Source organism: Stenotrophomonas sp. K-6 (assembly GCF_056861555.1).
The window spans coordinates 577,673-602,515 of record NZ_JBSPUC010000002.1 but is presented as its reverse complement, the minus strand read 5'-3'; the positions used below and the strand labels follow the sequence as shown (position 1 = coordinate 602,515).

19 protein-coding genes and 3 tRNA genes are annotated in these 24,843 nt (G+C 66.5%); 12 read left to right on the top strand and 10 right to left on the bottom strand.

Annotated elements, in window-relative coordinates:
* Positions 1-7 precede the first annotated feature (7 nt).
* Positions 8-757 carry a fimbrial biogenesis chaperone gene (locus AC13F7_RS08160; RefSeq protein WP_482999804.1) on the bottom strand — a complete coding sequence of 250 codons (750 nt, stop codon included), beginning with the start codon at positions 755-757 and terminating at the stop codon, positions 8-10.
* An 8-nt stretch (positions 758-765) separates the two neighbouring features.
* Positions 766-1,290 (bottom strand): Csu type fimbrial protein, encoded by a 525-nt coding sequence (locus AC13F7_RS08155; RefSeq protein ID WP_481470589.1) that lies wholly within the window; start codon positions 1,288-1,290, stop codon positions 766-768.
* Between the two features lie 265 nt (positions 1,291-1,555).
* On the opposite strand from AC13F7_RS08155, the gene map reads away from it, so the two are divergent.
* The 5 genes from map to dapE are packed head-to-tail and all read left to right on the top strand — an operon-like array spanning position 1,556 to position 7,545.
* Positions 1,556-2,329 carry a type I methionyl aminopeptidase gene (gene map / locus AC13F7_RS08150; RefSeq protein ID WP_481470601.1) on the top strand — a complete coding sequence of 258 codons (774 nt, stop codon included), beginning with the start codon at positions 1,556-1,558 and terminating at the stop codon, positions 2,327-2,329.
* Positions 2,330-2,349: 20 nt separating this feature from the next.
* On the top strand, positions 2,350-4,971 hold the full coding sequence (locus AC13F7_RS08145) for a [protein-PII] uridylyltransferase (protein ID WP_483000126.1): 2,622 nt from the start codon (positions 2,350-2,352) through the stop codon (positions 4,969-4,971).
* Complete coding sequence (gene dapD, locus AC13F7_RS08140) at positions 4,971-6,050, top strand: 2,3,4,5-tetrahydropyridine-2,6-dicarboxylate N-succinyltransferase (protein ID WP_481470590.1); 1,080 nt, start codon at positions 4,971-4,973, stop codon at positions 6,048-6,050. The genes AC13F7_RS08145 and dapD overlap by 1 nt, the downstream gene beginning before the upstream one ends.
* Positions 6,051-6,058: 8 nt before the next feature.
* A complete protein-coding gene (locus AC13F7_RS08135; RefSeq protein ID WP_481470591.1) occupies positions 6,059-6,421 on the top strand; it encodes an arsenate reductase in 363 nt (120 codons plus the stop codon).
* On the top strand, positions 6,418-7,545 hold the full coding sequence (gene dapE / locus AC13F7_RS08130) for a succinyl-diaminopimelate desuccinylase (protein ID WP_482999803.1): 1,128 nt from the start codon (positions 6,418-6,420) through the stop codon (positions 7,543-7,545). The genes AC13F7_RS08135 and dapE overlap by 4 nt, the downstream gene beginning before the upstream one ends.
* A gap of 119 nt (positions 7,546-7,664) precedes the next feature.
* On the opposite strand, the gene AC13F7_RS08125 is transcribed toward dapE, so the two are convergent.
* Positions 7,665-8,348 carry a pentapeptide repeat-containing protein gene (locus AC13F7_RS08125; RefSeq protein ID WP_482999802.1) on the bottom strand — a complete coding sequence of 228 codons (684 nt, stop codon included), beginning with the start codon at positions 8,346-8,348 and terminating at the stop codon, positions 7,665-7,667.
* 89 nt (positions 8,349-8,437) lie between these two features.
* Positions 8,438-9,316: a tetratricopeptide repeat protein gene (locus AC13F7_RS08120; protein ID WP_482999801.1), complete on the bottom strand. Its 879-nt coding sequence runs from the start codon at positions 9,314-9,316 to the stop codon at positions 8,438-8,440.
* A 368-nt stretch (positions 9,317-9,684) separates the two neighbouring features.
* Here AC13F7_RS08120 and asnB point away from each other — a divergent pair, with 368 nt between their 5' ends.
* Positions 9,685-11,376 (top strand): asparagine synthase B, encoded by a 1,692-nt coding sequence (gene asnB / locus AC13F7_RS08115; RefSeq protein ID WP_482999800.1) that lies wholly within the window; start codon positions 9,685-9,687, stop codon positions 11,374-11,376.
* 88 nt (positions 11,377-11,464) lie between these two features.
* Entirely contained in the window at positions 11,465-12,847 is a 1,383-nt protein-coding gene (locus AC13F7_RS08110) for a cation:proton antiporter (protein ID WP_482999799.1), read from the top strand.
* A gap of 16 nt (positions 12,848-12,863) precedes the next feature.
* On the opposite strand, the gene AC13F7_RS08105 is transcribed toward AC13F7_RS08110, so the two are convergent.
* Complete coding sequence (locus AC13F7_RS08105) at positions 12,864-15,215, bottom strand: penicillin acylase family protein (RefSeq protein WP_482999798.1); 2,352 nt, start codon at positions 15,213-15,215, stop codon at positions 12,864-12,866.
* Between the two features lie 146 nt (positions 15,216-15,361).
* Between AC13F7_RS08105 and bfr the strand changes: the two genes are divergently transcribed.
* Positions 15,362-15,850, top strand: coding sequence for a bacterioferritin (bfr, locus tag AC13F7_RS08100; protein ID WP_346473102.1), 489 nt, complete (start codon positions 15,362-15,364; stop codon positions 15,848-15,850).
* Positions 15,851-16,042: 192 nt separating this feature from the next.
* On the opposite strand, the gene parC is transcribed toward bfr, so the two are convergent.
* Together parC and AC13F7_RS08090 are read right to left on the bottom strand one after the other, a co-directional pair.
* Positions 16,043-18,286: a DNA topoisomerase IV subunit A gene (gene parC / locus AC13F7_RS08095; RefSeq protein ID WP_481470598.1), complete on the bottom strand. Its 2,244-nt coding sequence runs from the start codon at positions 18,284-18,286 to the stop codon at positions 16,043-16,045.
* A gap of 58 nt (positions 18,287-18,344) precedes the next feature.
* Positions 18,345-19,223 (bottom strand): AraC family transcriptional regulator, encoded by an 879-nt coding sequence (locus tag AC13F7_RS08090; protein WP_481470599.1) that lies wholly within the window; start codon positions 19,221-19,223, stop codon positions 18,345-18,347.
* A 143-nt stretch (positions 19,224-19,366) separates the two neighbouring features.
* Here AC13F7_RS08090 and AC13F7_RS08085 point away from each other — a divergent pair, with 143 nt between their 5' ends.
* From AC13F7_RS08085 to AC13F7_RS08070, 4 genes are read left to right on the top strand one after another with little or no spacing between them, the layout of a single operon-like run.
* Positions 19,367-19,801: a MarR family winged helix-turn-helix transcriptional regulator gene (locus tag AC13F7_RS08085; protein ID WP_482999797.1), complete on the top strand. Its 435-nt coding sequence runs from the start codon at positions 19,367-19,369 to the stop codon at positions 19,799-19,801.
* 4 nt (positions 19,802-19,805) lie between these two features.
* Positions 19,806-21,299: an efflux transporter outer membrane subunit gene (locus tag AC13F7_RS08080; protein WP_482999796.1), complete on the top strand. Its 1,494-nt coding sequence runs from the start codon at positions 19,806-19,808 to the stop codon at positions 21,297-21,299.
* Positions 21,300-21,310: 11 nt separating this feature from the next.
* Positions 21,311-22,492, top strand: coding sequence for a multidrug efflux MFS transporter periplasmic adaptor subunit EmrA (gene emrA / locus AC13F7_RS08075; RefSeq protein WP_019184371.1), 1,182 nt, complete (start codon positions 21,311-21,313; stop codon positions 22,490-22,492).
* A gap of 7 nt (positions 22,493-22,499) precedes the next feature.
* The gene (locus AC13F7_RS08070) at positions 22,500-24,071 is read left to right on the top strand and encodes a DHA2 family efflux MFS transporter permease subunit (RefSeq protein WP_346473109.1); all 1,572 of its coding nucleotides are present in this window, start codon (positions 22,500-22,502) and stop codon (positions 24,069-24,071) included.
* A gap of 112 nt (positions 24,072-24,183) precedes the next feature.
* On the opposite strand, the gene AC13F7_RS08065 is transcribed toward AC13F7_RS08070, so the two are convergent.
* From AC13F7_RS08065 to AC13F7_RS08055, 3 genes are all read right to left on the bottom strand, one after another.
* A tRNA-Leu gene (locus AC13F7_RS08065) sits at positions 24,184-24,270 on the bottom strand.
* Between the two features lie 207 nt (positions 24,271-24,477).
* Positions 24,478-24,564, bottom strand: a tRNA-Leu gene (locus AC13F7_RS08060).
* A gap of 180 nt (positions 24,565-24,744) precedes the next feature.
* A tRNA-Leu gene (locus AC13F7_RS08055) sits at positions 24,745-24,831 on the bottom strand.
* Positions 24,832-24,843: the final 12 nt, after the last annotated feature.

Genomic DNA, 24,843 nt, shown 5'->3' with positions numbered 1-24,843 from the left:
GCAGGCCTCAGCGAGCCGGCAGCGCGGCGGGCAGTGGCGTCTGGGCCGACTCGCCATTGATCTTTGCCGAGAACGTAGCGCCCGCCAGGCGCGCGGCCGGAACGTCCAGTGGCCAGCGCATGGTCTGTCCGCCAAGGACGTAGCCGAGCAGGCCGGGATGGATGATCTGCGGGCGGTTGGCCGGGCCGAGGCCAAGGTCGGCCAACTGGGCATAGCTGTTGCCGCTGTTGTGCACCTCCAGGGCCGGTCGCCCGTCATCGAGGCGTGTCAGCCGCGCCTGCAGGGCGTGTTCCAGGGCGGTGCCCGCATCGGGTTGGACGAACACCGGCATCGAATAGCGCAGCACGAATTGCATACCGGTACGACGCGGATCCACCGTGGGCAGTTCATCGACCACCACCCGGTAGGCACGTTGCGAGGCAGGCGTGGCCGGTTCGCTGCGCACCACGCGGATCAACTGCTGCTGGCCGGCGGCCAGCGACTGCATCGGGGGGCTGACCTGCAGATCGGTGGTAGGCACGAGCTGGTCCTGGCCAGCGTCCTGGCGCCACTCGTAAACCCGCACCTGCACCTGTACCGGGGTGGTGCCGCTGTTGGTGAGCCACAGGGCATCGGCATTCTGCCGCGGCGTCAGCTGCAAAGACGTAGGGGCGACCTGCAGACTCGCGGCGGTGGCGCTCCCCATCAGCAGCCACAACCAGCCCAGCGCCGCGCACCCGAACAACCGCCCAGGGCGACGCCCTGCGGAAATCGGCATGGCGGACCTCAATAGGTGATGGTGGCGGTGATCGTGTCCTGATAGTTACCGGCAGCGGCATTGTTGACGCTGGGGTTGGCGATCTGGCCGTAGACATTCAGTGTCTGCGCCAGGCCGGTGCCGGTGCCGGCCACTGTATTGGTGCCGGCGGTGGCACCCCACACATTGGTATGCCCGGCATCGCGGTAGAGCTGATAGCCCACGAAATTGTTGGCGGTCACGCTGGCGTCGGTGTTCTTCATGCGCCGGGTGGTCACATCGTTGGCCGTCCCGGCATTGGAGCCGGCATTGAGGGCCACGGTATACGGCGTCAGGGCCGAGCACTGCGCGGTGATCGTGCCCTGTGCATTGGACGGGGTCGTGGCGGTGGACAGTGCCGAGCCGAAGTCGACGTCCGTGGCCGCAGCGGCCGTGATGGTGCAGGCCTTGGTGATGATGACCTTGACGTTGAACGTGGTGGTATCGGCCGCGAGGGCCGGGGTGACGAGGCCGGTCAGGGCCAGGGTGAGCAGGGCAGGGCGGAAAAATCGCATGGGCATGCTCCTTGGACGGGGGTCCTTGCTGAACAACACGATGCTGCCGGACTGTGAAACGGTCTTCACTCGGTTATAGGTGCCGCCTTGTTTGGAGGCCGTGAGATTTGACGGAATCAATGGCCGTTTTCGGCATGAAACTGCGTTCTGCGACGGCCATCCCATTCATTCATGCACCTGACTGCGGGTCGCTGCCCAAACCGCGGCTGTCAGCGTTCCACCCCATCCCGTTCAGATTGGCTCCGGATCGGCGATAATGGCCTCCATGAGCGTGAATCTGAAAACCCCCGAGGAAATCGAACTGATGCGCATCGCCGGCCGCCTGGCCAGCGAGGTGCTCGACGTTGTCACCCCCTACGTCAAGCCGGGCGTGACGACCGAAGAGCTGGACCGCATCTGCCACGACCACATCATCAATGTGCAGAAGGCGACGCCGGCCAATGTCGGTTACCGCGGCTTCCCCAAGACGGTCTGCACGTCGGTCAACAACGTGATCTGCCACGGCATCCCCAGCGAAGCCAAGGTCCTCAAGGACGGCGACATCGTCAACATCGATGTCACGGTGATCAAGGATGGCTGGCACGGCGATACCAGCCGCATGTACTACGTCGGCACGCCGTCGGTCATGGCCAAGCGCCTGGTCGATGCGACCTACGAAGCCATGTGGCGCGGCATCCGCGCGGTGAAGCCGGGCGCGACGCTGGGCGATATCGGCCATGCGATCCAGAGCTATGCCGAAGCCGAGCGCTTCAGCGTGGTGCGCGAGTACTGCGGTCATGGCATCGGCAAGGTCTACCACGATGAACCGCAGGTGGTGCATTACGGCCGTCCGGGCCAGGGCCTGGTGCTGCAGCCCGGCATGACCTTCACCATCGAGCCGATGATCAATGAGGGCACCCGCTACAACAAGGTGCTGCCCGATGGCTGGACCGTGGTCACCAAGGACCGCAAGTTGTCGGCGCAGTGGGAGCACATGGTCGCGGTCACCGAGACCGGCGTCGACGTGCTGACCCTCTCGCCCGGCGAATCGCAGGTCTGAGCATGCTGCCGGCGAGCCCGATGCTGGACGCGCCGGCCGATTCCGTCGCCGACCCGGACTGGGCGGGGTTGGCGCGCCAGTCGCTGCAACAGACCGACGCGCGGCTGTACCGCCGCTTCGACCAGAACGACAATATCGAACGCCTGCTCGCCCTGCGCGCGCGGGCGGCCGATCACCTGATCCGGCTGGCCTGGCACCGCTGCCTGCCCGGCGGGTCGGGGATGGCGCTGTTCGCGGTGGGCGGCTACGGGCGCGGCGAGTTGTTCCCTCGCTCGGATATCGACGTGCTGGTGCTGGGCACGCCCGAGCAGCAGCGACGGCACGAGTCCGGGCTGGCGCGTTTCTTCGCCCTGTTGTGGGATTGCGGCCTGCCGGTCAGCCACGCGGTACGTTCGCCGGCCGAATGCACCCAGGCCAGCGCCGATCAGACGGTACTGACCGCGCTGATCGAATCGCGCCCGGTGGTCGCCGATGACGCGGCCCGCCATGCGTTGAAGGCGGCGGTCAACGTGGAGGGCCTGTGGCCGCCACGCGAATTCTTCCTCGCCAAGCGCGAAGAGCTGCTGGCGCGGCATCAGCGCTTCGGCGACACCGCCGACAACCTTGAGCCGGACATCAAGGACGGTCCCGGCGGCCTGCGCGACCTCAATACGCTCGGCTGGATGGCGCTGCGCGCGTTCGGCGTGCGCGATCTGGAAGCGCTGGTCGGCCTGGGCCATCTCGGCCCGGATGAAGCCGCCGCGCTCAAGCGCGAACGCTGCGCGCTGGCACGGCTGCGCTTCGGTCTGCACCTGGTGGCCAACCGGCCCGAAGAACGCCTGCGGTTCGATTACCAGAAGACGCTTGCCGCCCGCCTGGGTTTCGAAGACGACATCGAAAGCCTGGCCGTGGAAAAGATGATGCAGGGGTTCTACCGCAGCGCCACCGTGGTGCGGCGGATCAGCGACCGACTGCTGCAGCGCTTTGAGGAACAGTTTGATGGCGAAGCGGTGCCCGAGCCGGTCAGTGTCGGTTTCTCGCTGCGCCGCGGTTACCTGGCCGCCAATGATGCCGCGTGGCCGCAGGGCGACATCGAGCAAGTGTTCGCGCTGTTTTCCAGCTGGGCCTACAACCCGGATGTGCGGGGCCTGCACTCGCTGACTGCCCGCGCGCTGGCCGAATCGCTGCCGGAGCTGGCGGCGTATACCGAGGCCAGTCCCGCGGCACGCGATCAGTTCCTGGGCCTGCTGCGCAGCCCGCGCGCGGTCGACACCCTGGCGCGGATGGCGCGCCTGGGCGTGCTCGGCCAGTGGATCCCCGCGTTCGCGCAGGTCTCCGGGCGCATGCAGTTCGATCTGTTCCACGTCTACACCGTGGACCAGCACACGCTGATGGTGCTGCGGAATATCGGCCTGTTCGCCACCAGTCGCGCCGACGAGCGCTTCTCCATCGCGCATGAGGTCTGGCCGCGCCTGCGCAAGCCGGAGCTGCTGCTGTTGGCCGGGCTGTTCCATGACATCGCCAAGGGCCGCGGCGGCGATCACTCCGAACTCGGTGCGGTGGATGCGCGCGAATTCTGCCAGGCGCTGGCGCTGAGCAGTTCCGATACGGAGCTGGTGGCCTGGCTGGTCGAGCAGCACCTGCGCATGTCGGTCACCGCGCAGAAGCAGGACATCTCCGATCCGGACGTGATCCATCGTTTCGCTACGCTGGTGGCCAGCCGCGACCGGCTCGATTATCTCTATCTGCTGACCTGCGCCGACATTGCCGGGACCAGCCCCAAGCTGTGGAATGCGTGGAAGGACCGGTTGCTTGCCGACCTGTATTTCGCCGCGCGCCGCGCGCTGCGCGACGGGCTGGAGAACCAGATGCCGGCCGCCGAGCGTGTCGCCGAAGCGCGCGAATCGGTGCGCCAGCTGGTGCGCGAGCGCGGCTACGACGATGCCACCATCGAGCGCCAGTTCACGGTAATGCCCGATGAGAGCTTCATCCGGCTGCGGCCCGAACAGCTGGCCTGGCAGGCCGCAGCGCTGGTACCGGTCAAGCAGGGCCAGACCTTGGTGAAGGTGCGCCGGATCACCCCGGACGACCACGCGCTGGAGGTGTTCGTGCACTCGCCGGATCGCGACGGCCTGTTCGCCGCGATCGTGATGACGCTGGACCGCAAGGGCTACGGTATCCATCGCGCGCGCGTGCTGGACGGCCCGGTCGATACCATCTTCGATACGTTCGAAGTGACCCCGGCCGACAGCTTCGCCGATGGCGATGCGCTGCGCCTGGAGGCCGGCCTGCGTGAGGCGCTGGCCGGTGATCTGACCCGGCTGCGTCCGTCGCGCCGCGTCATTCCGCGCCAGCTGCGGCACTTCCGTTTCGCGCCGCGCATCGAATTCCGCGATGTCACCGATGGCCAGACCACCAGCACCCGTTTCAGCCTGGTCGCACCCGACCGCCCCGGCCTGCTGGCCGACGTGGCGTTCGTGCTGCGCAACCAGCGGCTGCGCGTGCATGATGCGCGCATCGCTACCTTCGGCGAGCGCGCCGAAGATATGTTCGTGATCAGCGATGAGCATGATCACGCCCTGACCGAATCCGCCAGACAGCAGCTGCAAGACGCGATGCTCGCCTGCCTGGACCCTGATCGAAACGCCGGAGACCCCCACTGATGGCCACCAAGCCTGCCAAGAAGACCGCCGCGAAGACCGCGGCGGCCAAGACCCCTGCTGCCGCGCCTGCGGTGAAGAAGACCGCTGCCGCAGCCAAAAAGTCCGCACCCGCAGTGAAAAAGGCGGCCGTGAAAAAGGCATCGGCACGCAAGGTGGCCGCCACCCCGGCCGAGAGCGCTGCCAAGCGCAGTGCCAGCCGTGATGCCACCATCGCGCGCAAGTCGCTGCGCAAGCCGGCCACGCCGGGTGTGGAAGAGCTCAAGTTCGGCATTGAAAGCGCGTTCGAGCGCCGCGCCACGCTGACCCTGCATGAAATCGAAGGCTCGACCAAGCCGCTGGTCGGCCGCGTGATCGACGGCCTGGAAACCGGTGAATTCCGCGTTGCCGAGCCCGATGGCCACGGTGGCTGGAAGGTCAACGAATGGCTGAAGAAGGCCGTGCTGCTGTACTTCCGCGTCAACGACATGGCCGTGGTCGATGCACGTCCGGCGCCGTTCTGGGACAAGGTCGAATCGCGGTTTGCCGGCTTCGATGAAGCCAAGTTCCGCCGCGCCGGCGTGCGCGTGGTGCCCGGTGCGATCGCGCGTCGCGGCAGCTACTTCGGCAAGGACGTGGTGCTGATGCCGAGCTTCACCAACATCGGCGCCTACGTGGGCGAGGGCACCATGGTCGACACCTGGGCCACGGTCGGTTCGTGCGCCCAGATCGGCAAGCACTGCCACCTGTCCGGCGGCGCCGGCATCGGTGGCGTGCTCGAGCCGCTGCAGGCCAGCCCGACCATCATCGAAGACCATTGCTTCATCGGTGCGCGTTCGGAAGTGGTGGAAGGCTTCGTGGTCGGCCACCACAGCGTGATCGGCATGGGCGTGTTCCTTGGCCAGAGCACGCGCGTGTACAACCGTGCCACCGGCGAGATCAGCTACGGCTCGGTACCGCCGTACAGCGTGGTGGTGTCCGGCCAGCTGCCGTCCAAGGACGGTTCGCACTCGCTGTACTGCGCCGTGATCGTCAAGCAGGTCGATGCCAAGACCCGCAGCAAGACCAGTGTCAACGAGCTGCTGCGCGGCCTGGCCGACTGAATCCTGCGATGACCACGACCGTTTATGGATTGAAGAACTGCGACACCTGCAAGAAAGCCACCAAGTGGCTGGACCGCTTCCAGGTGCCGTACACCTTCGTCGACTACCGCGATCACCCGCCGACGCCGGAGACCCTGATCGACTGGGCCGGCCAGGCGGGTGGCTTCGCCGCGTTGATCAACAGATCCTCCACCACGTGGCGGCAGCTGCCGGAGAACCGCAAAGCGGCCGATTCGGAGGCCGAATGGAAGCTGCTGCTGCGCGAGCACCCGCAACTGATCAAGCGGCCGGTGGTGGTGAGCGCCGATGGCGTGATGACCCAGGGCTTCTCGGACAACGGCTTCAAGCAGCGGTTCGGAGTGGGCGCGTGAACGACGTCGTTGCCTTGACCTGCGACCTGATCGCGCGCGCCTCGGTCACGCCCGAGGATGCTGGCTGCCAGGCACTGCTGGCTGGCCGTCTCGAGCAAGCGGGCTTCGAGTGCGAACACCTGCGCCTGGGCGAGGTCGACAACCTGTGGGCCACCCACGGGCAGGGCGCGCCGGTGCTGGTGCTGCTCGGGCATACCGACGTGGTACCGACCGGCCCGGTCTCGGCCTGGACCAGCGATCCGTTCGATCCGCAGATCCGAGATGGCGTGCTGTACGGACGTGGCGCGGCCGATATGAAAGGCAGTGTGGCCGCGTTCGTGGTGGCCGCCGAGCAGTTCGTCGCCGCCCATCCGGACCATCCCGGCACCTTGGCCGTGCTGCTGACCAGTGACGAGGAAGGCGATGCCATCGACGGTGTGCGTCGCGTGGCGGACATCTTCCGCGAACGCGGCCAGGCCATCGACTGGTGCATCACCGGTGAGCCGTCCTCGACCGCGGTGCTCGGCGATCTGCTGCGCGTGGGCCGCCGCGGCAGCCTGTCGGGAACGCTCACGGTGAAAGGCGTGCAGGGCCATGTCGCGTATCCGGACAAGGCGCGCAATCCGATCCATCTGGCCGCCGCGGCGCTGGCCGAACTGACCGCGCGGCACTGGGATGACGGTTTCGAGAGCTTCCCACCGACCAGCCTGCAGGTCTCCAACATCCATGCCGGGACCGGTGCCAACAACGTGATTCCCGGCGAGCTGCAGGTGCTGTTCAACCTGCGCTACAACCCGCACTGGAATGCGCCGGCGCTGGAGCCGGAGATCGCCGCGTTGCTGGAGCGTCATGCGCTCGAGTACACGCTCACGTGGCATCGCAGTGGCGAGCCGTTCTACACCCCGGAAGGTACGCTGCGCCGTGTCGCGCGTGACGTGCTCGGCGAGTTTGCCGGTGCGCCACCAGAAGAGAGCACCGGCGGTGGCACCTCCGATGCGCGCTTCATCGCGCCACTGGGCGCGCAGTGCATCGAAGTGGGGCCGGTCAACGCGAGCATCCACCAGGTCGACGAGAACGTGCGCGTCGCGGATCTGGAAGCGCTGCCGGGGTTGTACCAGCGGTTGATCGAGCGTTTGCTCGCCTGACTCCATCGGGTTGAATCTACCGTCGCTCGATGAGGGTAGTGCCGGCCGCTGGCCGGCACCTACCGCGTCACTGACGAACGACCGCGTCAGGCAGGAACCGACCGTTGGTCGGTTCGCCCTTACGCCACGATCAACCCGAACGACGCCAAGGCGGCCGCCGCCTGACGCTGTGAAATCACCGCCTTCTTGAACAGCTTGGCGTCCATCACATTGAGCCCGCTGATGTCGGTGCCGCGCAGGTCGGCGCCTTCAAATCGCGTCAGCCGCGTCTGTGCGTTGCGCAGGCTGCCGCCGTTGAACACCGCATCGCGGAAATCGCAGCCGGACAGCTCGGCCTCGGAGAAATCCATACCCTCCAGCTGCGCCTTGCGGAACGACATCCCGCGCAGGTCCGCGCTGACCAGCAGGCAATCGCGGAATTCCAGCGCCCAGCCGGTCACTTCCTGCAGGTGCGCGCCGGTCAGCTTGCAGTCCTGGAACTGCACCGAGGACAGCGTTGCGCGGCGCCAGTGACTGTTGTTCAGATCGCAGTGCGAGAAACGCGCATCGCTGAGCAGGGCCGAGCTGAAATCGCATTGGCTGCCGCGGCACTTCGTCCACTGGCTTTCTTCCAGTGAGGCCGCCAGCCAAGAGGCACCGTTGACCGAGCATTGGTTGAACTGGAATCCATCCATGTCCAGCCGCGAGAAGTCGCCGTGATCGAACGTGCAGTTCTCGAACACCGCCGCGCTCGGATGCGCGGCGATAATGGCCTGCATGCGCTCGCGGGTAAGGGTTTCATTGCGGAAGGTAGCGGTCTTCATGCCGTCATTCTGGGCGATGTTCCGGACCATAGGCAGACTTGAAGCGTGTTGCCGAATGTGTACAAAACGGAGCGACGCCAATTCCGGCACTAACCGAAGGTCCAGAACGGCGCTTTGATCCGCTCGCGCCAGTACGTTTCCCCGGCCAGGTAGAACTTCTGCGCGTAGGCCTTGGCGAACCAACCGGCGGCCGCGTCCAGATCACGCGTCACGCCGGCGCGGCCGCGGCCCAGCAGCAGGCCGCTGAAATACTGGCCATACACATTGCCCTGGTCCGCCGCCAGCCGATACCAGCGCAGTGCCTCGATGCCATCGCGCGGCAGGCCCATCCCGAGTTCGTACATCGCGCCGAGATCCACCTGGGCGTCGGCATCGCCACGCTGCGCACGGCGCTGGATGTCGACGACCAGCGGATGCAGGGTGCCATCCGGCTGCGGTTCGATCGCCTGCGGCAGCCGCGAGGATTCGGACGGCATGTGGTGGTAGATGGTGGCGCGCAGGTCCCAGCGCAGCGCACTCGCCGCGTCACCGCGTTCGCGATGGAACTTGGCCAGCATCAGCATGGCCATCGGGTTGCCGTGCTCGGCCGCGGTGCGATACCAGCGCTCGGCCTTCCGCGGCGAGGCACGCAACGCCGTGCCCTGGACGATGTTCGGGCCGGTGCCGTGCAGCAGCTCACCGTGGGTCCAGATCCGGCCCAGCGCCTCTTCGGCCTGGGGGTTGTGGAAGCTCCACGGGGTGACGGCGGCGGCACGCTCGTACCAGGTCACGGCGCGCGGGTCGTTGAAGGTCTCGTAGGTCCTGGCTGCCTCCCAGGCACTGTCGAAGCTGCCATCGGCCGCCTTGGTCTCCACCGACTTCACGATGCTCGCAGGCGTCCGTGAAGGGGTGCTGCTGCAGGCGATGAGAGAAAGGGCCAGGGCGATGCCGCCCAGGCGTGTCGCGATGCGTCCAATACGAGCGGTCATGCCAGCCAGATGGTGCAGAAGGACCGTGATTATCGCCCGGCTCCGAAGCGCGGGGTTGTCCGCGGCGGTCGGTTTGGTTGCCATCGCAACAGTTGCACCGCCGCCCAAACCCGGTTACGGTCGACCCATGTCCTCGTTCCCGGCCACCGCTGTCAACAATACCAACCGCACCAATCTGCGCGCGAATAATCGTGCGCGGCCGATGCGGGACTGCGACCAGGGCTAGTACAAGCAACACGCCCGGACCCCAGAAAACCCGCATCGACCGATGCGGGTTTTTTTGTGGCCCGGGTTTACCCCTTCCGGGCCTGGGTGGCCGGTCGAATGCCTGCAATACGTGTATTCCCCCATCACCAGGAGCTGTTCCCATGTGTTCGATTTTCGGTATTTTCGGCCTCCAGGCGGGCGATGACCTCGCCGCATTGCGCCGCCATGCGCTGGACCTGTCGCAGCGCCAGCGCCATCGCGGCCCGGACTGGAGCGGGGTGTACGTCGATGACGGCGCCATCCTGGTCCACGAGCGCCTGGCCATCGTCGACCCCGCCGGTGGGTCGCAGCCGCTGCTGTCCGAGGACGGCGGGCTGGCACTGGCGGTCAACGGCGAAATCTACAACCACCGCGAACTGAAGGCCGAACTGGCCCAGCCGTACGCTTTCCAGACCGGTTCGGACTGCGAGGTGATCAACGCACTGTACCGCGAAGACAGCCCGGCCTCCTTCCTGAACCGCCTCAATGGCATCTTCGCCTTCGCGTTGTGGGACCGCGCCGCGCAGCGCGTGCTGATTGCCCGTGATCCGATCGGCGTGGTGCCGCTGTACTGGGGCCACGACAAGGACGGCCGCCTGGTGGTGGCCTCCGAGCTGAAGTCGCTGGTGGACATCTGCGCCGACGCGGCGCAGTTCCCGCCGGGCCATTGGTACGACAGTGCCACCGACACGCTCACCCGTTACTACGAGCGCCCGTGGCGCGACTACGCTGCGGTCGAAGGCGTTGAGGCCGACCGCGTGGAACTGCGTGAGGCCTTCGAGCGTGCGGTGCATCGCCAGCTGATGACCGATGTGCCGTACGGCGTTTTGTTGTCCGGTGGTTTGGACTCGTCGCTGGTTGCGGCGGTGGCCGCGCGTTACGCCCGCCACCGTGTCGAAGATGGTGATCAGAGTGAAGCGTGGTGGCCGCGTCTGCATTCCTTCGCGATCGGCCTGAAAGGCTCGCCCGATCTGGCCGCCGCCGCCATCGCGGCCGAAGCACTGGGCACCGTGCACCACGGTTTCGAGTACACCTTCGAAGAAGGCCTGGATGCCCTGCCGGAAGTGATCCGCCACGTGGAGACCTACGACGTCACCACCATCCGCGCTTCCACGCCGATGTTCCTGCTGGCGCGCCGGATCAAGGCGATGGGCGTGAAAATGGTGCTGTCCGGTGAGGGCAGCGATGAGATCTTCGGTGGCTACCTTTACTTCCACAAGGCGCCGAACGCGCGTGAGTTCCATGAGGAGCTGGTGCGCAAGCTCGATGCACTCAACAACTACGATTGCCTGCGCGCCAACAAGTCGATGATGGCCTGGGGCGTGGAGCCGCGTGTGCCGTTCCTGGACCGCGAGTTCCTCGATGTCGCCATGCGCATCGACGCCAAGCACAAGATGGTCGGGCAGGGCCCTGCCGGTACGCGACGTATCGAGAAGGCGGTGCTGCGCGACGCCTTCGAAGGCTACCTGCCGGACTCGATCCTGTGGCGCCAGAAAGAACAGTTCAGCGATGGCGTCGGCTATGGCTGGATCGACGGACTCAAGGCGCATGCCGAGGCCCAGGTCAGTGACCGGGTGATGGCCGCAGCGGACAAGCGTTTCGTGCACAACCCGCCGCAGACCAAGGAAGCCTACTTCTACCGCCACGTCTTCGAGCAGTACTTCCCGACCCAGGCGGCGGCGGAGACCGTGCCGGGCGGCAAGTCCATCGCATGCTCCTCGCCAGCGGCGATTGCGTGGGATGCCAGTTTTGCCGCGATGGCCGATCCCTCCGGGCGTGCCATCGCCGGCGTGCACGAACAGGCACTGGCCTGATCGATGCGCCACACCGCCGCGTCGTCCGCGGTGGTGTGGCGACGCATGCAGCCCGTAGAATCGCCCCTTCAATCGATGGGGATCGGTCATGGACTCTGACACCACCGGCATGCGCCGCAGTGGGCTGGCTTGGCGCTATCTGGGCTGGGTGGCACTGCCGCTGTTGATCGGCCTGGGCCTGGCACGGTTTGCCGGCCCGGCCGTGACCGCACAGGTGGTCCGTGCAGAGTCGTCGCTGGGGGCCGACTGGGCCGCGCATCTGCATGCGCCGCTTGGTCTGTTCTTGTTGCAGTTGCTGGTATTGCTGATGGTCGCCAAGGGCGCGGGCTGGGTGTTCCGCCGGCTGGGCCAGCCGGCGGTGATCGGTGAGATGGCGGCCGGCCTGATGATGGGGCCGCTGGTGCTGGGCGCCGTGTTGCCCCAGGTGCATGGCGTGCTGTTCCCGGCAGCCTCGCTTGGCTCGCTCGGCCTGCTCAGCCAGCTCGGCGTGCTGATGTTCCTGCTGGTGGCCGGGGCGGAACTGGATCTGGGCGGACTGCGGGGGCGACGGCGTTTCGCCTTCGTGGTCAGCCATGCCGGAATTGCCGTGCCGTTCGTGCTGGGCGTGGGGCTGGCGATCTGGCTTTATGGCGCGCACGCGCCGCCGGGTGTGGGTTTCACCGGCTTTGCGTTGTTCGTGGGTATTTCATTGAGCATCACGGCGTTCCCCGTGCTGCTGCGCATCCTGGCCGACCGGGGCATGACCGGCACGCCGCTGGGCCAGACCGCCATCGCCTGCGCCGCGCTCGGCGATGCCACCGCGTGGTGCCTGCTGGCCCTGATCGTCGCCGCCGCACAATCGCAGGGTTGGGTGCCCGCGACGATCAACCTGGTCTGTGTGGTCGCCTTCGTTGCACTGATGCTCGGTGTGGTGCGTCCGTGGTTCTCGCGTCTGGTGATCGCCCCGGGCCAGGAAGGGCGCTGGTTGCTGATCATGCTGTTGATGGCGCTGGGTTGCGCGCTGGTTACCGAGATGCTGGGCATCCACGCGCTGTTCGGTGCCTTCGCGGCCGGCGTGGCGGTCTCCGGCAACGCCACCCTGCGGCATACCGTGGCCGAGCGCGTCGAGCCGTTCGCGGTCACCTTGCTGCTGCCGCTGTTTTTCGCCATGACCGGCCTGCGCATGCGCGCCGATGCCCTGCAGGCCAGCGACTGGGTGCTCTGCCTGATCGTGATCGCGGTCGCCACGCTGGGCAAGCTGATCGGCACCTGGAGTGCAGCGCGCAGTGCCGGCATGGGCAGCCATGAGGCGTGGAAGCTCGGTGCCCTGATGAATACCCGCGGCCTGATGGAGCTGATCGTGCTCAACCTGGGCTACGAGTTGGGCTTCCTCGGCGATCGCCTGTTTGCCGTGCTGGTGATCATGGCCCTGGTGACCACGGCCATGACCGGGCCGCTGCTCAACGCGATGGAGCGCTGGAGGCGGCAGTAAAGCGTTGACCCCGTGATCATTCCGCGGGGACCAACGTCAGCGTGTACGCGGTTTTGCCCGGCAGGAACGGGGTGGGTGTTCCCTTCACCCAGGCGTCGTGTCCTGCGCCCCAGAACGGTGACAACGGGTGACCGCTCTGCCCACCGGGCATGTGGATCAATCCCTCGGCTTCGTGGCCGGGCGAGACCACCATCCGCTGCGACGCCCCGAACGCGGGCCCCTGCACGCGGGGCATGTCGCGGTCGCCGGGCAACGGATCGCCGGGCATGCACAGCCATCGTCGGGCGACGTTGGGCAGCGCGCGACTGACCGGGTGACAGATCGCGGCGGTGTTGCGTTCGCCCCACGTACGCGCGTCCAGCGGCCCCAGACTGCTCAGGTCTGCCTCCAGCGTCTTGGCGGTATCGGTCAACAGCGCATTCCAGCTGGAGTACGAAGGCGGCAGCAGATGCGCCGGGCGCTCGCTCACCAATGGCCACAACACGCCTTCGAACTGCCCCAGCCGCGGCTCCAGATACGCTTGTCCGAGCTGTGCTTTCGCTGGCGCGAGAAGCCCCTCGCCAACACGGTCGATCAGCATGCCGCGGAAACCGCGGGTGATCCGGTAGCTGACCGAATCGACGGCCGCATGGCCCTCCCATCGCCGGGTTGCGACCTCCAGTCGCTGCAGGGCAGGGTCGTCGCTGGCGGTGACGACCTCGCGCAGCAGGTGCCACCAGCGCGTGAGCAACAGGGCGCGATCGTCGAGCTGGATCGCCAGCAGGTCGGCTTCGGTGAAGCGCTCCTTTGCCATCAGGCCATCGCGGATCTGCCGCCCGCGTGCACCGAGGTCGTAGCCACCGTTCCCGGCAATGGCCAAGGCATCCCCATCGAGGACGCGTCCGTTGGCGGTCCACAGCCGATGCATGGGGGGATCGATCAATGCCGGCGCGCCATCGCTGCGGATCGCCCACGGCGCACAACTGGCAGGGGCCGCGATCGTGTTGCCGCTTGGCGGGCAGTCCGCAGCACGGTCCGGTCGTGTGCCGATCAACCGCCAGGCGATGCGTCCGCTGCGGTCGGCGATCACCAGATTCTGCGCGGGAATACCGCTGCGGTCGGCCACGTGGAAGGCCTCCTCAAGCGTCGCCGCGCGCGCCATCTCGGCAAAGTCCAAACGGACCGCACCGGGAAGCTGCGCCACCCAGCGCAGCGCCTCGCCACTGCCGTCCGGCCGTTCGTGGAGTATTGGACCCCAGGCGGTCTCACGCACGCGCAGCGTCACCGGTGCTTGACCGGCGACGCGGATACGCTCTTCATGCGTGGTGATGTCCTGGGCATCGGCAGGCACGCTGCGGAAATCGGCGGTGTCGATGTAACTGTTGGTGAAGCCCCAGGCCACGTGTCCGTTGCTGCCGACGACGATGGCCGGCAGGCCGGGCAGCGAGAAGCCGCTGACATCGACGCGGCCGTCGGGCGCCTGCGGATCGGGATAGCGCAGCCGTACGCGGAACCAGAGATTCGGCGCGCGCAGCGCCAGGTGCATGTCGTCGGCCACGATGGCGCGCCCGTCCGCGGTCAGTGCGCCGGAGACGGCGAAGTTGTTGCTGCCCAGCACGTCGGGGTCCAGATGACCGGCGGTGGCACTGGTTGCCTGCGCCGCATCGGGCTGTCGCAGGTCGAGCGCAGTGGCGTCCGGTAGCGGTGCGTTGCCGCGCGCCCCGCCAAACAGGGGGGCGTCCCATTCGCTGCCATCGTGGCTGAGCAATGCATAGAGCGCCGGTGGCGCCACCGCGCGGATCCGCGCCATCGCCAATTCGTTCTGATTGGTGGGGTCCTGCAGGTCCGCATACATCGCCAGCCCGGTCAGCACGCTGTCTTCGGCACGCCACGGGGCGGGGGTCTGGCGCAGCAGCAGATAGGGCCAAGGCCGTACCCGAAGATCCGCGACGCCCTGGTTGATGCCGTCCACGTAGGCCTGCAATGCAGCGGCGCTGCTGCCCGTGGCCACATCCAGATGCGCCTCGGTGCGCGCCCGCAGCCGGTGCACCCGCATGCGCTTGTCCATCTCGATCGCCGCCGGCCCGAACAGCTCGGCCAACTCGCCGGCTGCCGTCCGGCGCATCAAATCCATCTCAAAGTAGCGCTCCTGCGCATGCACCAGACCCAGTGCCCGCATTGCATCAGCCTGGCTTCCGGCGTCGATGGTGACCACGCCCAAGACGTCACGGCTGATGCTGACCGGCGTCGCCAGTCCGGTCATGGCCTGCTCGCCTTCCAGAGTGGGCAGACTGCCGCGAAGCAGCCACCACACCATGAAAAACGCCGCCAGCGTCAGTATCAGTAGTCCCCAGACCAACCGCTTCAGCCAATGCCGCATCCTGCGCATCCCCCGTGTAGGTGTGGTTCGATTGTAGGGGAGGCGTGAACGCCCTGTGCACACCGAACGAAGCGCAACTGCAACTGATTCCGATTAGATCACCGGATTTCCAGATAGGGCACCATGCGCGCATTGATTCATCAGGAGCCCCCCCCATGAAAGGCAACCCGGACGTCATCGCCTGCTTGAAGGAACTGCTGCGTGGCGAGTTGGCCGCGCGCGACCAGTACTTCATCCATTCGCGCCGCTACGAAGACCAGGGCCTGTTCGCGCTCTATGAGCGCCTCAACCACGAAATGGAAGAAGAGACCCAGCACGCCGATGCGCTGCTGCGCCGGATCCTCTTCCTTGGCGGCGACCCGGACATGCGCCCGCACGGGTTCGAGCCCGGCGTGACCGTGGAAGAGATGCTGCAGAAGGATCTGGAGACCGAGTACAGCGTCCGCAACAACCTGGCTGCCGGCATGAAGCTGTGCGAACAGCACCAGGACTATGTCAGCCGCGACATGCTGCTGGTCCAGTTGAAGGACACCGAAGAAGACCATGCCTGGTGGCTGGAACAACAGTTGGGGCTGATCAAGCGCATCGGCCTGGCGCTGTACCAGACCAGCAAGATGGATGCGAAGGGCACGGCTGCGCACTGAGTGCAGCATCGGGTTCCGCCTGCCAGCCAGCCTTCGCCAGCCAGCTGCTGAACCCTCGTCCGCCCGCCAGCCTCTGCCAGCCAGCTGACGTTGATTCGAACAGAGAGGCCGGGGAAACCCGGCCTTTTCTGTGGGCGCAACAAAACGGCCGGGTTTCCCCGGCCGTTCCGATTCACCTCGACACCGCGACGTTTACTCCACCGCCAGGCCTTCTACCTTCTGCCAGCCACGCGGCAGCAGATGGCCACGGGTGGCGCGGGTCCCCAGGTAGGTGTCCAGGTCCTTGAAGGACAGGTTCATCGTGCGCTGGCCGCTGCGCACCAGCAGCGTGTTGCCCGGCGCCACCGACACCACCGCGACCACGCGCTCGGTGGCAAGCTTGGCCTTGGGGATGTCGATGATCTTGTTGCCCTTGCCCTTGTCCAGTTCCGGCAGGTCGCTGGCGGCGATCGCCAGCAGATTGCCCGAGCTGGTCACGGCGACGATGCGGTCCGTCTCTGGATTTGCGACCACGGCCGGGGTCAGCACCTTGGAACCGGAGGTCAGGTTGAGCATCGCCTTGCCGGCCTTGTTGCGGCCGGTAAGGTTCTCGAAGCGGGTCACGAAGCCATAGCCGTGGGTGGAGGCCAGCACGAAGCGCGTGTTGTTCTCGCCGCTGGCCAGTGTCATGAAGGCGCTGCCCGGGGCCGGCGAGAAGCGACCGGTCAGCGGCTCGCCGTTGCCACGGGCCGAGGGCAGGGTGTGGATCAGGGTCGAGTACGCACGGCCCTCGCTGTCCAGGAATGCCACCTGCTGCGTGCTGCGTGCGCGCACGGAGCCGAGCAGCGCATCGCCATCGCGGTAGGACAGGGTGGACGGGTCCATGTCGTGGCCCTTGGCCGCACGGATCCAGCCCTTCTCCGAGAGCACCACCGTCATCGGTTCGCTCGGCACCAGCTCGGTCTCGTCGATGGCCTGCGCCGCGCCACGCTGCACCAGCGGCGAGCGACGGTCATCGCCGAACTTCTTGGCATCGGCCACCAGCTCGTCGCGGATCAGCTTCTTCAGCTTGGCCTTGCTCTCCAGGATGCCGACGATCTTGTCGCGCTCCTTGGCCAGCTCATCCTGCTCGCCGCGGATCTTCATCTCTTCCAGGCGGGCCAGCTGCTTCAGCTTGGTTTCCAGGATGTACTCGGCCTGTTCCTCGCTCAGCGCGAAGCGCGCGATCAGCGCCGGCTTGGCTTCGTCCTCGGTGCGGATGATGTGGATCACTTCATCCAGGTTGAGGAAGGCGACCAGCAGGCCGTCCAACATGTGCAGGCGACGCTCGACCTTCTGCAGGCGGTGGTTGAGGCGGCGGGTCACGGTGGTGCCGCGGAACTGCAGCCACTCACTGAGCAGGGTCTTGAGGTTCTTGACCTGCGGGCGGCCGTCCAGCCCGATCACGTTGAGGTTGACCCGGTAGCTGCGCTCCAGGTCGGTGGTCGCGAACAGGTGGCCCATCAGCTGCTCGGCGTCCACGCGGTTGGAGCGCGGCACCAGTACCACGCGCACCGGGTTGGCGTGGTCGGACTCATCGCGGATGTCTTCCAGCCACGGCAGCTTCTTGGCGCGCATCTGCGCGGCGATCTGCTCGATCACCTTCGACGGCGATACCTGGAACGGCAGCGCGTTGATCACGATGTTGCCGTTCTCCTTCAGGAAGGTGGAGCGCGCCCGCACGCTGCCGTAACCGGTCTCGTACATGGTGCGCAGATCGGCGATCGGCGTGATGATCTCGGCGAAGCTCGGGTAGTCCGGACCCTTCACGTGCTCGCACAGGTCGGTGACCGTCGCATCCGGATCGTCGAGCAGGTGCAGCAGCGCGCTGACGATCTCGTTGAGGTTGTGCGGCGGCACATCGGTGGCCATGCCCACGGCGATGCCGGTGGTGCCGTTGAGCAACAGGTGCGGCAGGCGTGCCGGCATCCAGGTCGGCTCTTCCAGCGTGCCGTCGAAGTTCGGCGTCCAGTCGGTGGTGCCCTGGTTGATCTCGCCCAGCAGCACTTCGGCGATCGGGGTCAGCTTGGACTCGGTGTAGCGCATCGCCGCGAACGACTTGGGATCGTCGGTCGAGCCGAAGTTGCCCTGGCCTTCGATCAGCGGGTAGCGGTATGAGAACGGCTGGGCCATCAGCACCAGTGCTTCGTAGCAGGCACTGTCGCCGTGGGGATGGTACTTACCAATCACGTCACCGACGGTACGCGCGGACTTCTTCGGCTTGGAGGCGGCATTCAGGCCCAGCTCGCTCATCGCATAGATGATGCGGCGCTGCACCGGCTTGAGACCGTCGCCGAGGAACGGCAGTGCGCGGTCGAGCACCACGTACATCGAGTAGTCCAGGTACGCCCGTTCGGCGTACTCGCGCAGGGGCAGCTGTTCAAAGCCGTGGAACGCGGGGCGGGCAAGATCGGTCATGCGGGATTGTTACCTGTGGCAAGGGACGGCGACGGCTGTCGCCCTCGCAGGCGGACGATTATCCGGATGCGGCCGGGGATGCCAAGCCGCGTGATGGGTTGAGGGGGTGTCCACTGCGCGCCAGATAGCGCCCGGGCGGGCTGCCGAAGTGGCGGCGGAACACCGTGACGAAGGCGCTGGGACTGCTGAACCCCAGTTCGTGCGCGATATCGGACACGCTCTGGCCGTCGGAAAGCCGGCGCAGCCCCTCGGCCAGCCGGGCCTGTTGGCGCCACTGCGCAAAGCTGAGCGTGGTTTCATCGCGGAAGTGCCTGGTCAGTGTACGCGGCGACAGCCCCGCCCACTGGGCCCACTGGTCCAGGCTACGCGCGTCGGCCGGGTTGGCGATCAGCTGCGAGGCGATCCGCAGCAGGCGCCGGTCCTGCGGCATCGGCAGGTGCATGCGCTGCCGCGGGGCATTGCGGATTTCGTCCAGCAGCACCTCGATCATGTGCTGCTGGCGCAGGGTGGGCTCGGCCGCTGGCACCCATGCGGTGACGCGCAGCGAGAGCGCCTGCAGGAGATCAGAAATGGCCAGCACGCAGGGTTCGTCGGGCAGATCGCAGGCCATTGCCGCGCTGACGATCACGCCCCAGCCACGCAGCGGCCCGCAGATATCCACGGTGTGCGGCTCCCCGGGCGGCATCCAGCCAGCGCAGCCGGGCGGCAGTGACCAGGTGCCGTGGCGGGTGCGGGTGGTAAGCAGCCCGGCCTCCACGCAGATCAACTGGGCGCGCCGGTGCTGGTGCCAGTCGATCTCGCGTTCCAGTCCCTTGGGGCTCTCGATGCGGAAGCCGAGCACGCCCAACCCGTCATCCCGCTCGAACCAGTCCAGCACCTGGTTGCGGATCATCTGGGTGGCCTCTGTCTCCAGCGCTGGCCTGAAAGTGTTATCCATTGTCCAAATTGTAATACCGGGCCAGTCGGGCGCGCCATTAAGGTAGCGGCCTGCCCACTGTTCTGAATGTTGCAACACAGCATTTGATTCCGGATTGAATATTTCTATTGAGAAATATATTTTTTGGAAGAGAATGCTCACCCATGATCTGTCCTGATGCCCATCCCCCCAGCTTCGGACTCCTGTTGCGCCAAGTGCGCGATGGCCTGGTCCGTCAGCTGGACACGTCGATGGCCGAGGAAAACCTCGGTATCGGCTTTACCCACTATCTCGGCCTGAAGGTGCTCGCGGCCCGTGCCCCGTGCACCGCCAACGAGCTGGCCCAGGCTCTGGACCAGGTGCCAAGCGCGGTCACCCGCCTGCTGGACAAGCTGGAAGCCCTGGATTGCGTGCGGCGCGAACCGCATGCCCAGGACCGACGGGCCCTGCAGATCGTGCTGACCGAGCCGGGCCGCCAGTTGTGGGCACGCCTCAAACAGCGGGGAGACCAGACCATTGACGATGCCATGCGTGATCTGTCTCCGGACGAACGCGCGCAGCTGCTTTCCCTCATGACCCGTGTACGCGACTCACTGTAACCCCATGACTTCGACGTTTGAACCCTCTTATTCGCTGCGCCCGCTGCGGCCGGTACTGGTCTCCGTGCTGGCGCTTGCGCTGGCCGCGTGTGCCAGCAGCCGCGGCCTGGAGCCGCAGGGCCGCCTGCTCGACGCAGACAGCCTGCAGACCCAGCGCACCCTGGCCGCCAACGGTCTGAGCCAGCCCGGCTGGCCGGCCACCGACTGGTGGCGCGCGCTGGGCGATCCCCAGCTGGACACCTTGATCGCCGAAGGCCTGCAGCGCAATCCCGGGCTGGACGCGGCCGATGCGCGGCTGCGCCAGGCACGTGCCCAGATTGGCACTGCACGCGCTGATCGCCTGCCCAGCGTGTCCGCTTCTGGTGGCTACACTGGCGTGCGTCTGCCCGAATCGATGGTCGGTGACGAGCTCGGCGGGAGCTACGCCGGCAGTGGCCAGGCCTACCTGAGTTTCAGTTACGGCATCGACCTGTGGGGCGGCAAGCGCGCCGCCTGGGAAGCGGCCGTGGACAGCGGCCACGCCGCCGAAGTGGACGCCCAGGCCGCACGCCTGAATCTCTCGGCCGCCATCGCCGAGGCGTACGCGCAGCTGGGCTACGCCTGGACGTTGCATGACGTGGCCAGCGAAGAACTGGCGCGGTCGCAGAAGACGCTGGAGCTGACCCGCCAGCGGCGTGCCGCCGGCATCGACAGCGACCTGCAGACCCGCCAGGCCGAAGCCCGCATTCCGGCCGCGCAGCAGCAACAGCAGGCCGCGCAGCAGCAGATCGACGAAGCGCGCACTGCGCTCGCCGCGCTGGTCGGGCAGGGCCCGGATCGCGGTCTGCAGATCGACCGCCCGAAAGTGCTGAATCCGCTGGCGCTGCAGCTGCCCGGCGTACTGCCGAGCGAGCTGCTCGGCCGTCGCCCCGACATCGTCGCCGCGCGCTGGCGCGTGGAAGCGGCCAACCGCGAGATCCACGCGGCCAAGGCCGCGTTCTATCCCAGCCTCAACCTCACCGCTCTGGGCGGCGTGGTCTCCAGTGAAGTGGACCAGCTGCTCAAGAGTGGCTCCACGTTCGCCTTCCTCGGCCCGGCATTGAGCCTGCCGATCTTCGATGGCGGCCGCCTGCGCGCCAACCTGGGCAAGACCGACGCGCAGTACGACCTGGCCGTGGCCGATTACAACCAGTCCGTGCTCAACGCGCTGCGCGATGTCGCCGACCAGGTCAATGCGGTGCGCTCGCTGGCCGACCAGGCCAGTGCCCAGGCCCAGGCGGTCAGCACCGCGCGTGCCGCTCACGACCTGGCCGAGCAGCGCTACCGCGCCGGCATCGGCAGCTACCTGGATGTGCTCAGCGTCGAAGAGCAGTTGCTGGTCGCCCAGCAGCGGCTGGCCAGTCTGCAGTCGCGTCAGATCCTTGTTTCGGTCCGCCTGAGCCAGGCGCTGGGCGGTGGTTTCACCCCGACCCGCGATGCCGCCACGGTCGCCGCCACCCCCGAATCCTCGCATTCCTGAGAGTCATCCCCATGAGTCAGACCTCCGCCCCCGCTGCCGAGAAGGCAGCTCCCTCCCGTCGCGGCAAGCTGCTGCGCGGCCTGCTGGTCATCGTGGTGCTGCTGCTGGCCGCGCTGGCCCTGTGGTACTTCATGTTCGGCCGCTGGTTCGAAGAAACCGACGATGCCTACGTGCAGGGCAACCAGGTCCAGATCACGCCGCTCATCAGCGGCACCGTGGTCGGGATCAACGCCGATGACGGCATGCGCGTCGAACGCGGCCAGCTGCTGGTCCAGCTGGATCCGGCCGACACCGAAGTCGCTCTGCAGCAGGCCGAAGCCAACCTCGCCAAGACGGTCCGCCAGGTGCGCGGTCTGTACCGCAGCGTAGAAGGCGCGCAGGCCGAATTGAATGCGCGCCAGGTGACCCTCAAGCGCGTGCGCGAGGACTTCAACCGCCGTAAGGATCTGGCCAGCACCGGCGCGATCTCCAACGAAGAGCTGGCACATGCCCGCACCGAACTGGCGGCTGCCGAAGCGGCCGTGGCCGGCTCGCGCGAAACCTTCGAGCGCAGCAACGCGCTGGTGGATGATACCGTGATCGCGACCCAGCCGGACGTGCAGGCCGCCGCCGCGCAGTTGCGCCAGGCGTACCTCAACAATGCCCGCGCCGGCATCGTCGCGCCGGTCACCGGTTACGTGGCGCGTCGTTCGGTGCAGGTCGGCCAGCGCGTGCAGCCGGGCAATGCCCTGATGGCCGTCGTGCCGACCGAGCAGATGTGGGTGGAAGCCAACTTCAAGGAAACCCAGCTGCGCCACATGCGCCTGGGCCAGGAAGTGGAGCTGCGTTCGGACCTGTACGGCGGCGACGTCACCTACAAGGGCCGCATCGACAGCCTCGGCCTGGGCACCGGCTCGGCGTTCTCGCTGCTGCCGGCGCAGAACGCCAGCGGCAACTGGATCAAGATCGTGCAGCGCGTGCCGGTGCGCATCGCCATCGATGCCAAGCAGCTGGCCGAACATCCGCTGCGCATCGGGCTGTCGATCAAGGCCGAAGTGAGCCTGCGCGACCAGAAGGGCACCGTGCTGCCGACCGAAACCGCCAAGGGCCAGGTGTTCGATACCGACGTCTACGCCAAGCAGCTGCACAGCGCCGACGATGTGATCCACCAGATCATCCAGAGCAACCTGCCGCAGCAGGCCAAGGCGAGCTGAGGCCACCATGTCCGCACAAGCACCCGCCGCGCCGGGCGCCCCCGCGGCGCCAGGCATGGCCTTCCGGCCGGCCAACGTCGCCCTGTGTACCGCAGGGCTGGCGATGGCCTCGTTCATGCAGGTCCTGGACACCACCATCGCCAATGTCTCGCTGCCGACCATCGCCGGTAATCTCGGCGCCAGTTCGCAGCAGGCCACCTGGGTCATCACCTCGTTCGCGGTGAGCACCGCGATCGCACTGCCGTTGACCGGCTACCTCAGCCGCCGCTTCGGCGAGACCAAGCTGTTCGTGTGGGCCACGCTGGCCTTCACCCTGGCCTCGCTGCTGTGCGGCCTGGCCCAGAGCATGGGCATGCTGGTTGTCTCGCGTGCGATCCAGGGCTTCGTTGCCGGGCCGATGTACCCGATCACCCAGAGCCTGCTGGTCTCGCTCTATCCGCGTGAGAAACGCGGGCAGGCGCTGGCGTTGCTGGCCATGATCACCGTGGTCGCGCCGATCGCCGGCCCGATCCTCGGCGGCTGGATCACCGACAACTACAGTTGGGAATGGATCTTCCTGATCAACGTGCCACTGGGCATCTTCGCTGCGCTGGTGGTGGGCAACCAGCTCAAGGGGCGCCCCGAACATGTTGAAAAGCCGAAGATGGATTATGTCGGCCTGATCACCCTGGTGATCGGTGTGGGCGCGCTGCAGCTGGTGCTCGATCTGGGCAACGACGAAGACTGGTTCAGTTCGACCAAGATCGTCGTGCTGGCCTGTGTGTCGGTGGTGGCGCTGGCGGTGTTCCTGATCTGGGAACTGACCGACAAGGATCCCATCGTCGACCTGCGCCTGTTCCGGCACCGCAACTTCCGCGCCGGGACGCTGGCAATGGTGGTGGCCTACGCGGCGTTCTTCAGCGTGGCCTTGTTGATCCCGCAGTGGCTGCAGCGTGACATGGGCTACACCGCGATCTGGGCCGGTCTGGCGACCGCGCCGATCGGCGTGCTGCCGGTGATCATGACGCCGTTCGTGGGCAAGTACGCCTCGCGGTTCGACATGCGCATGCTGGCCACGATCGCCTTCATCTTCCTGTCCTTCACCAGCTTCCTGCGCTCGGGCTTCAACCTGCAGGTGGACTTCGGCCACGTGGCCGGCATCCAGCTGATCATGGGCATCGGTGTGGCGTTGTTCTTCATGCCGGTGCTGCAGATCCTGCTGTCGGATCTGGACGGACGCGAGATCGCCGCAGGCTCAGGTCTGGCCACTTTCCTGCGCACGCTGGGCGGCAGCTTCGCCGCCTCGCTGACGACATGGTTGTGGGCACGTCGTACCCAGGAGCACCACGCGCATCTGACCGAGCACATCTCCGGCTACACCCCGGGCATGCAGGACCAGGTGACCGCGATGGGGCAGGGCGACCTGCAGCATGGCGCGGCCGCGCTCAACAACATGATCAACCACCAGGCCTCGCAGATGGGCTTCAACGACATCTTCTTCCTGCTGGGCTGGATCTTCCTGGCCATCATCGCCTTCCTGTGGCTGGCCAAGCCGCCGTTCGGTGCAGGGGCAGGCGCTGCCTCGGCCGGTGGGCATTGAGAGCCTGATGTGTTGAAACGAAAAACCCCGCTGAAAGGCGGGGTTTTTTTTTGTTACCGGACGGTAGAAACGAAAAAACCCGCTTGCGCGGGTTTGATCATTTTCTGAGTCATGGTGCCCAGGAGAGGACTCGAACCTCCACGAAGTTGCCCCCGCTAGCACCTGAAGCTAGTGCGTCTACCAATTCCGCCACCTGGGCGACTCAGGAGGAGAATTCTGCGGGAGAACCGGGAATGTGTCAACAGGATCGCGTGGGAAATTTTCCGTCAGTCGCCAGTCGTCGCGTCATCGTCGTGTTGATGCCACGCGCCTCGCGCGTTACGCACTGCGCAGGGCAGAGCCACGCAGTGACGAACCGCAGAAACGAAAAAACCCGCTTGCGCGGGTTTGATCATTTTCTGAGTCATGGTGCCCAGGAGAGGACTCGAACCTCCACGAAGTTGCCCCCGCTAGCACCTGAAGCTAGTGCGTCTACCAATTCCGCCACCTGGGCGACTCAGGAAGAGAATTCTGCGGGAGAACCGCGAGTGTGTCAACAGGATGTCGCAGGAATTTTTGTTCGTCGCTCGATGCAGCGCCATCGCCCACGGTGACGCGCGAATCGTGCGTGGCGGATGCAGGGCGCCAGAAACGAAAAAACCCGCTTGCGCGGGTTTGATCATTTTCTGAGTCATGGTGCCCAGGAGAGGACTCGAACCTCCACGAAGTTGCCCCCGCTAGCACCTGAAGCTAGTGCGTCTACCAATTCCGCCACCTGGGCGACTCAGGGGGC